This is a genomic window from Candidatus Magnetobacterium casense, assembly GCF_019173545.1.
Lineage (GTDB): Bacteria > Nitrospirota > Thermodesulfovibrionia > Thermodesulfovibrionales > Magnetobacteriaceae > Magnetobacterium > Magnetobacterium cryptolimnobacter.
Genome location: NZ_JABXWD010000181.1, coordinates 1 through 6,828 on the forward strand (window position 1 = coordinate 1; position 6,828 = coordinate 6,828).

Consider the following 6,828-nt stretch of genomic DNA (forward strand, 5'->3'; position numbering starts at 1 on the left):
CCTTTTTGCATATATCGATAGCTTCATCATACCGTTCTAATCGTGTAAGGCACTCACCCCACACCCCATAAGCACTGTAATAATTAGGATTGATTTCAATTGCCTTTTTACATATATCGATAGTTTCGTCATATCTTTCTGACTTAGCATGTGCAAGAGCCTCTCTTAAAAGCTCTTTTATACTTTCAGATATTTCTTCCTCATCCCTGCCACTCCAAAATTCATGAGACGGCTCAAAGAACTTGCAATAGTCCTCGTTCCTATAGATGAACTCCGCTGCTTTAATAATGCAGTCTCTAAGCAAAGGGCTATACACCTCCCCCACTTCGCCTTCTATGAGCCTCCTGGCCTTATCGGATACGACGGCGGGGCCGTAGAGCATCAGCAAGAACTCTATGAGCCAACGCAGCTCTTCCCTGTGACCGGAGTCACGCATCTGAAACCATATGCGATACATGTATTCGTTCAGACAATAATAATGAGAAGTCCCCTTTTTTAAGGCAATCCGAACGTAACCGTCGTCCTTGAGGGTCTTCATGTAGTTTCTGACCATCGCCTCGCTCATCTCTAAGAGTTCCGCTATCTTAGACGGACTTAACGCCGGTTCATGTTCTGCCATGACGTTTATGATTTTTAGCATGTTTTCAGGCAGATCAGCAAATATGGCGTTAAAATAGGGAGTCAACTCGTCAAGGAGCCTGTCCATGATGTCTAAAACCTCCGGTGTGATGCTGGCCTTGATGATGTCTGCAAGAAAGACGACCATTCGCGGGTTTCCACCGGCCAGGGCGCAGATCGTCCTGAGTTTGGTGTCCAGGTCGGGGCTACTTTTTGCCTTGTCGCAATCCGCCAATAGCTTGTTGACAAGGAGTCTGATGTCCTTGATGGTCAGCTCCTCTAAGGTAGAGGTATGGAAGAAATTGTAGAAAGGCAGGGCGTGGTCACGTATCTCCTTAAATATTGTGGTCGCCGAGCCGATGATCAAGGCAGCATCAGATGTTTGCAGATACGCCCTCAGCTTCTTCTGGTCAATGACGCTGAACCTCTTGCCAAGCATCTGTTGGAGGTTCTCCGCAAGCAGCAGGATAAACCTCCCCGTCTTTTTATGCACCCACGTAAGCAACGAAAAACAATAATCCGCCCTGGCATCTGCCTTGGTCCCTTTGATCTTGTCAACATACCCCCTAAGTTCACCGGCAACCTCCGTATTGATTGCTTCCAACTCAAAGGCAATCTCCTTTAACGTCCTCTCAAGGAAATCGGCAATGCGATAAACGTTCATCAGCTCCTCCGGAAAGAGGATTGGTATCCAGAGGTCTCTGAGTTTGAGATCGGTCTTTACTTCGTAGTACAACAGCGTCAGCAGGTGCGACTTCCCCATCCCCCTTGGGCCAACGATCATCCAGTGCTGCCTGGGGGATTGCCCCGGAGTAAGGTTAAGCTCTGACTTGATTTTGTTGACAAGCCCCCATCTGCCAACAAAGTAGTCGTGCAACTGCTCGTGTGTCAACTTCCGTGGATTATACGCATACATCGGCTAAAACCTCCCGACCGACCACCAGTCCCTCAATACCGACGATGCAAACCTGAGCTTGCCGGCATCCGTGGCATCCTCAAGGATGTAGCCCTCATCGATAAGCCGTTCCACTATCTTGTGGAACTCGTCAGCGTCTATGGCGCTTGAGAAATGCACGGTGTGAAGCTGCTGCTCATCCAGTGCCCCGTTGCACAGGATTTTTAGCGCCTTCTTAGCGTGATCCTTCTGGAGAGGGTCCGGATAATAATCATCTAATCGGCTGTAGAAGTGGGAGAGGTTGTTGCTATGGCTATGTATCATTTCGTCATACGCATCTTCCACCTGGGCACGGGTAAAGTTCGATATGATGTTCTCCCTTTCTTTCCTCTCACTCAACACTTGCACCATAAATTGCCCATAATATGGTGAGCCGTCTTTGAGTTTGGATACCAAAAATGCCAGACCCTCCGGCGCTATCATGATATTCTCTGTCTGAGTCAGGGCATTGATAAGCATTTCAGCCTCCTTTTCAGTTAATGGGGGAACCTTGAGTGATTCAAGGTCATTTATCCTCTTGGACAGGCCGATGCTGTCCAGTGTCTTTCTGAGGTTTATGGAACCGCAAAAGACGAACCGGTATTTGTTTTGACCTGAGCTGCTCTGCCTCAAATCCCTCAGCCATGCCGTCAGGTTATTAACCGTCTTTACATAGTCCTCATGGGATTGGGCATTACTTTTGATGTTTAGCAGCATATCGGGAAATTCATCAAAGATGAGGACGGTTTTTCTGTCAAGGTCGTTAAGGCATTTAATGAAAGACTCAAGCGTTTTTTTCAATTCCTCCGGTTTCATGTTCCTGGTTCTCTCGCGGAGGTTTGTGCTAAAAAAAGGAGTTTCGATACTTTCGATGCTGTCTGAGATACCGTTAAGAAGGGCGTTTGAAAACTCTTTAAGTTTCGTCAGCATATTTTTGAGTTTGCAGAGTTTTAGCAGTTCTTCAAGGCATTTATTGCAGAACTCATCGACAGAGGCAAGGCCTTCCAGGTCGAAAAACAGCACATTGAAGGCATCCCTTTCCTTTTCTTGTTCTTGTCGTTGAAATTCCTTAATGACACTTGTTTTGCCAAATCTCCTTGGGGCATCAATGAGCACGGAAGCTCTGCATAGGCGCTTACGCAGGTTGTCAACCAGATACTTGCGACTTTCCAGATAGTTGCCTCCATAGACGGCGGGGCCAACAATGTTCTCCATCATAGTGAACCTCCTTTGAGTTTTGTGCCGCACACATGTGCTACGTATATATAATAGCACGGCAAATGTTAAAAGTCAACATACGTATATTTTTTACTTGCGAAATAATTTTATGTGCGCATGTTTTTTCAATACGTAATGGCAGGCCAAGTAACTTCCTAACTCATGTTACACATAGAGGCAAAAAAAGGTTTAGAAGTTTAAATAACGGCGTATCCTCTTAAAAAAGCATGGTAAAATGTTTCGCAGGAAGGGGTCAAGGGGACTGCCCCCCTTGCGGGGGGTTCTGAAGGGGGGCGGAGCCGCCCCTTTCTTTCTTGTGCTACCATGAGATATAAAGAAGATACATAACTGCCCCAAATATGTACTATGGATGAAGATAAATGGGGTCAAGGGGTCAGCGCCCCCCGGCATAAAAGGGGGACTGGTCCCCTTGACCCCGTAAAAATGCCATGTATCTTGTATTTAATCCAAACCCTGCCTGTCTGTAAGGTGGTGGTGTGAATTTTTTACAGGCGGTGTGCTATACTTTATACGTATGGACATGCATACAGAGATTGGATATAAAATGATGAGGACTAAAGGGCCTCAGAGGATTTATTTTAAAAATACACGTATAGTCGTAATTCTTTTTTATGGCAATAAAGTATTACATCATAAGACATTAGAGCAAACATAATTGAGTAATCTGATAATGTTAAATCCAATGGAAGGAGAGAAATAAGATATGCCTGTAATATCGTTATTCAGCGGCTTGAATTACAACGATCTGTCAACAGGGGCCGAATCAGTACAACGGGAGTTGGTCAATACGCTCGGTTTGCCCCCCCTGCTTGAGACGGACGTGCTGGAGCAGACCTCAAGGTGGTTTAACGTTCCGGTGAAAAAAAGGAAGCCAACGCAAAGGCACACAATGCAAAAATGCTGCGCCGGTAACTGACGACAGAATGGTGACCCAAAAAATTAAACAGGCCTACTCCCGATGCCTCGGAAACATCCAAAAAACTCAGACGACAAATGGACTGTAGCATCAATAGCGTTTATGCAACAATGAAAGGGATTTTTTTACGCACCAGGACGAAAATCTCACGGTGAGACAAAAGGCACTTACACATAACATGGGCAACAGGTTATAATAAGAAAACCCGATGGCGGTATGATTATATGCTGTCTCTATATATAAACATAAGGAGTTTGACAGGACATTACACATGAGACGTTTAAGCGTATTGGTTGTTGATGACGAAACTAACTTTACTGGCATTCTCGTACAACGACTCAACATACGGGGGTTTGTGACACACACTGTCGATGGCGGCTGGCAGGCGCTTGACTTTATCAGGGAGACCCGCCCTGACGTCGTCCTGTTAGACGTTAAAATGCCCCTTATGAGCGGCATCGAAACGCTCAGGCACATAAAAAACGAAGCCCCCTCAACAGTGATGGTTATGCTGACAGGCTACAGTTCGCTCAACGATGAGCAGGAGGCAGTGCGCCTGGGGGCGTTTGATGTCCTAAAAAAGCCGCCTGAGATAGAGGTCATCGTAGAGACGTTACGGCGTGCATGTACGCAGGTCACCAAAGGGGCAGCAGATGATTGAACAATGGAGTTATATGGCTTTACTCAACAGACTGATAATATTGTTGTACTACCTATGGAGCCTCCTGCCGTGGGTAGAAACGATAGATACAAAGGGGCTCAAGCACACGCTGCTACAACTGGAGAAGGTGTTTCCACCCAGACACGTGAAGATCAGGAACAAGAAGGTTTTACTTTTCTCCGGCTTTGGTAACTTCAAGGAGGTAACGGTAGCGGGTGGCGACATCACGGTGTATGGCGGCATTATTCTCAAGAACCGGATAATCTCCTTTAAAGACAAGCGGTTGAACATCCAAAAGGTTGGTGAAAAGGTGCTCAGTGACGGCTCCCTGTGGGTGGAGAACACGTTGTTTCTGGGCAACATTGGCACCCTGAGCAATCTCAACGTAGTCACAAGCGGCATTATAAACGGTACCATTGAACGGGTTGGCATGATGTACATCCGCGAGGGGATGTTTAACGGCACGGTAGAGTACGTGGAAAAGTGGGTGCACGTTGCCCACCACAACGGCTTCATACGCGGTGAAATCCGCCACATCGGTGAGACACTGTTTTTGGACAACGGTGTGTTTACTACCAACCGGTTGCCCAGGATAGCCGGCGGATATATGATTATCAAGGATGGCCTGTTGCAGGACTGCACCGGTCAGCCCTGGGGCTGGGACAAGATAGCCGAAAACATCGATGACCTCAAAGAGGACCAGGAGATATTCCTGTTTGGTTCCGACGGACACGTCATCATGGGAGGACATGCCAGAAACATCCTCTTCAGGGAGAGCATCAACACGTTCTCACGACACAAGACGGAGAACCTCATCTCATCCAACAAGTTCTACCGCCTCAGGGGTGGCAAACTGCAACGGGTTACGTTGAAGATATCATCCAACCAGGACACGGACGTGTCCATGGCCAAATATTTTTCCTATGTGAGACTGGAGATCGTATGACATCTAAGGGTGCACAGATAGAGCGTGAGAGTTTTGAGATCATAAGGGCCGGATTGCGGCGGTCTCCCCTCCCCTTAGGGGAGGGGGCAGGGGTGGGGTGTCAGACCTGGTCGGAGGCGGAGCTTGCCATCGTCCAGCGTATTATACATGCCAGCGGTGACTTTGACTTTGAGGACACCATCCGGTTTCATCCCCGTGCCATTGAGGTCGGCATTGCGGCAATCCGTGCCGGCAAGGACATCCTGGTTGACGTACACATGGTGCAGGCGGGGATAAACAAGAGGCTGCTTGAGCGTTTTGGCGGCAAGGTGGTGTGTTACATCTCAGACCCCGATGTGGCAGCGGAGGCGGTGGAGTTGTCGCTGACGAGGTCTGAGTGTGCGATAGTGCGTGCGTTTTCGGTGCCATCTAACATCGGGATCGTGGCCATCGGCAATGCCCCGACTGCGTTGCTCAAGCTCCTGGAGATCATTGATGGCGTCCCCACCTTCTTTGTCGCTGCAGGTCGCACCTGCCCGCCAGACCTTATAATTGGCATACCGGTGGGGTTTGTCAAGGCCGAGGAGTCCAAGGAGTTGTTGCTGGAAAGCAGACATCCGTTTATTACCTCTGTGGGCAAAAAGGGCGGAAGTAGCATCGCCGCTGCCACCGTCAACGCACTGCTAAAACTGGCCGCAGGATAGCATCTTGCAGCAGGCGGCGAGTGAAAAGGACGTATTTTACAAGTGGGCGGCGGCTCTTGCCATCATTACCATAGTCTATAATATTATTGAGGGGTGTGTCTCCGTACTGTTTGGTATGCAGGATGAGACGCTTGTGTTATTTGCATTTGGCATGGATTCGTATGTAGAGGTCATATCAGGGGTTGGGATATGGCATATGGTTTACCGAATGAAGCAGGCTGACGTCAGTGATCATGATGCGTTTGAACAAAAGGCCCTTAGGATCACGGGGTGGGCATTTTATTGTTTGGCTGTCGGACTGCTCGCTACTGCCTCTGTGGGTATTTATACAGGGAAAAAGCCTGAGACTACTTTCTGGGGTATTGTCGTTTCTGCCGTATCGATCCTGTCAATGTGGCTGCTTATCCGTTACAAGACTAAAATCGGAAGGCAGTATAATTCCCAGGCGCTGATAGCGGATGCCAATTGTTCAAAGGCGTGTATGTATTTCTCCGTGGTGCTTATCATTTCAAGCATTGGCTATGAGACCACAGGATTTGGAGCCGTAGATTCCATCGGAGCTGTAGGTATAGCGGGTCTATCTTACAGGGAGGGCAGGGAGGCGTTTGCGAAATCAAACGGTAACATGACTTGCAGTTGTCAGGGGGATTGTCTCTAACAGTACAAAGACGGCTTAAATCCCGACAACCACGGTTGATTGTGGTGCTACCACTAAGGAGGGAGTCAACGTATACGCTTCATAATGTCTGCAACGCTGTCTGACTTGCGGATATGCTCTTTTATCTTTTTCAGGGTAGCAATGTCATCGACCTTCTTTATCTGCTCCAGCAG

The 6,828-nt window shown here is 48.0% G+C and carries 7 protein-coding genes; 5 read left to right on the forward strand and 2 right to left on the reverse strand.

Translation table 11 applies throughout. The features are described 5' to 3' along the window. Together HWQ67_RS10430 and HWQ67_RS10435 are read right to left on the reverse strand one after the other, a co-directional pair. On the reverse strand, positions 1-1,534 hold a 1,534-nt coding region (locus HWQ67_RS10430; RefSeq protein WP_218252631.1), incomplete at its 3' end, for an HTH domain-containing protein. Positions 1,535-1,537: 3 nt separating this feature from the next. Then, on the reverse strand, positions 1,538-2,770 hold the full coding sequence (locus tag HWQ67_RS10435; RefSeq protein ID WP_218252632.1) for a hypothetical protein: 1,233 nt from the start codon (positions 2,768-2,770) through the stop codon (positions 1,538-1,540). A 724-nt stretch (positions 2,771-3,494) separates the two neighbouring features. Between HWQ67_RS10435 and HWQ67_RS10440 the strand changes: the two genes are divergently transcribed. The 5 genes from HWQ67_RS10440 (at position 3,495) to HWQ67_RS10460 (ending at position 6,655) form a co-directional block, all read left to right on the forward strand. Further along, positions 3,495-3,707 (forward strand): hypothetical protein, encoded by a 213-nt coding sequence (locus HWQ67_RS10440; protein WP_218252633.1) that lies wholly within the window; start codon positions 3,495-3,497, stop codon positions 3,705-3,707. Positions 3,708-3,978: 271 nt separating this feature from the next. Beyond that, positions 3,979-4,368, forward strand: coding sequence for a response regulator (locus HWQ67_RS10445; protein WP_218252634.1), 390 nt, complete (start codon positions 3,979-3,981; stop codon positions 4,366-4,368). Next, positions 4,361-5,314 carry a hypothetical protein gene (locus HWQ67_RS10450; protein WP_218252635.1) on the forward strand — a complete coding sequence of 318 codons (954 nt, stop codon included), beginning with the start codon at positions 4,361-4,363 and terminating at the stop codon, positions 5,312-5,314. Before HWQ67_RS10445 ends, HWQ67_RS10450 begins: the two co-directional genes overlap by 8 nt. After that, the gene (locus HWQ67_RS10455; RefSeq protein WP_218252636.1) at positions 5,311-5,997 is read left to right on the forward strand and encodes a precorrin-8X methylmutase; all 687 of its coding nucleotides are present in this window, start codon (positions 5,311-5,313) and stop codon (positions 5,995-5,997) included. Before HWQ67_RS10450 ends, HWQ67_RS10455 begins: the two co-directional genes overlap by 4 nt. A gap of 4 nt (positions 5,998-6,001) precedes the next feature. Then, a complete protein-coding gene (locus tag HWQ67_RS10460; RefSeq protein ID WP_218252637.1) occupies positions 6,002-6,655 on the forward strand; it encodes a cation transporter in 654 nt (217 codons plus the stop codon). Positions 6,656-6,828: the final 173 nt, after the last annotated feature.